The organism is Rhodococcus sp. 05-2254-2, assembly GCF_002259095.1.
In the GTDB taxonomy this organism is placed as follows: Bacteria; Actinomycetota; Actinomycetes; order Mycobacteriales; family Mycobacteriaceae; genus Rhodococcoides.
Map to the genome: position 1 here is coordinate 1 of NZ_NOZJ01000014.1, position 1,597 is coordinate 1,597.

Consider the following 1,597-nt stretch of genomic DNA (forward strand, 5'->3'; position numbering starts at 1 on the left):
CCCGATATCCATACCACTGCGGGTAAATTGGCCGATCTTCGTAAACGTCTCGCGGTTGCGGAGATTCCGTCCGGTGAGGCAGCGGTGGACAAGGTCCACGCCAAAGGCAAGCTCACCGCCCGCGAACGGATCACCGCGTTGCTCGACGAGGGCTCGTTCGTCGAACTCGACGCCCTCGCCCGACACCGCTCCCAGAACTTCGGGCTCGGAGACAACCGGCCCTTCGGTGACGGTGTCGTCACCGGCTACGGCACCGTCGACGGCCGCGATGTGTGCGTGTTCTCCCAGGACGCCACCGTCTTCGGCGGCTCCCTGGGCGAAATCTACGGCGAGAAGATCGTCAAGGTCATGGACCTGGCCGTCAAAACCGGACGCCCCCTGGTCGGCATCAACGAAGGTGCCGGAGCCCGCATCCAGGAAGGCGTCGTCTCCCTCGGACTGTACGGCGAGATCTTCCACCGCAACGTCCGCGCCTCCGGAGTCATCCCCCAGATCTCGGTGATCATGGGACCCGCCGCCGGCGGGCACGTCTACTCCCCGGCACTGACCGACTTCGTGGTCATGGTCGACGGCACCTCTCAGATGTTCGTCACCGGACCCGACGTCATCAAAACCGTCACCGGCGAGAACGTCACCATGGAAGAACTCGGTGGCGCGCACACCCACATGGAGAAATCCGGGGTCGCGCACTACGTCGCCTCCGGCGAACAAGACGCCCTCGACTACGTCCGCGACCTCCTGTCCTACCTACCGAGCAACAATCGCGCCGACGCCCCCCGCACCGCACCCTCGGACCCGATCACCTGGTCCATCGAAGACAATCTGACCGCCGAGGATCTCGAACTCGACACCCTGATCCCCGACTCACCGAACACCCCGTACGACATGCACGAGGTCATCACCCGGATCCTCGACGACGACGAATTCCTCGAAGTCCAAGAAGGTCGGGCCCGCAACATCATCGTCGGGTTCGGGCGCATCGACGGTCGATCGGTGGGGATCGTGGCCAACCAACCCACCCAGTTCGCCGGAACGTTGGACATCGATGCTTCCGAGAAAGCAGCCCGGTTCGTCCGGACCTGCGACTGCTTCAACGTCCCGATCATCACCCTGGTCGATGTTCCCGGGTTCCTGCCCGGCACCGGGCAGGAATACAACGGCATCATCCGACGCGGCGCGAAACTGCTCTACGCCTACGGCGAAGCGACCGTCGGCAAGATCACCGTCATCACCCGCAAAGCGTACGGCGGCGCCTACGACGTGATGGGATCCAAGCACATGGGAGCCGACGTCAACCTCGCATGGCCGACCGCGCAGATCGCCGTCATGGGAGCCTCCGGTGCCGTCGGGTTCGTCTACCGCAAACAACTACTCGAAGCCGCGAAGAACGGTGAAGACGTCGACGCCCTGCGCCTGAGGTTGCAGCAGGAATACGAAGACACCCTCGTCAACCCCTACATCGCCGCCGAACGCGGCTACCTCGACGCCGTCATACCCCCCAGTCACACCCGCGGCCAGATCGTCACCGCACTACGACTACTCGAACGCAAACAAGTCACCCTCCCACCCAAGAAACACGGAAACATCCCACTATGAG

General features: G+C 63.6%; 1 protein-coding gene. It reads left to right on the forward strand.

Annotation, left to right across the window (positions count from 1 at the left end; genetic code table 11):
- Positions 1 to 1,596: acyl-CoA carboxylase subunit beta (locus tag CH283_RS18560; protein WP_217901124.1), on the forward strand; the 1,596-nt coding region annotated here is incomplete at its 5' end.
- Between the last annotated feature and the right edge of the window lies 1 nt (position 1,597).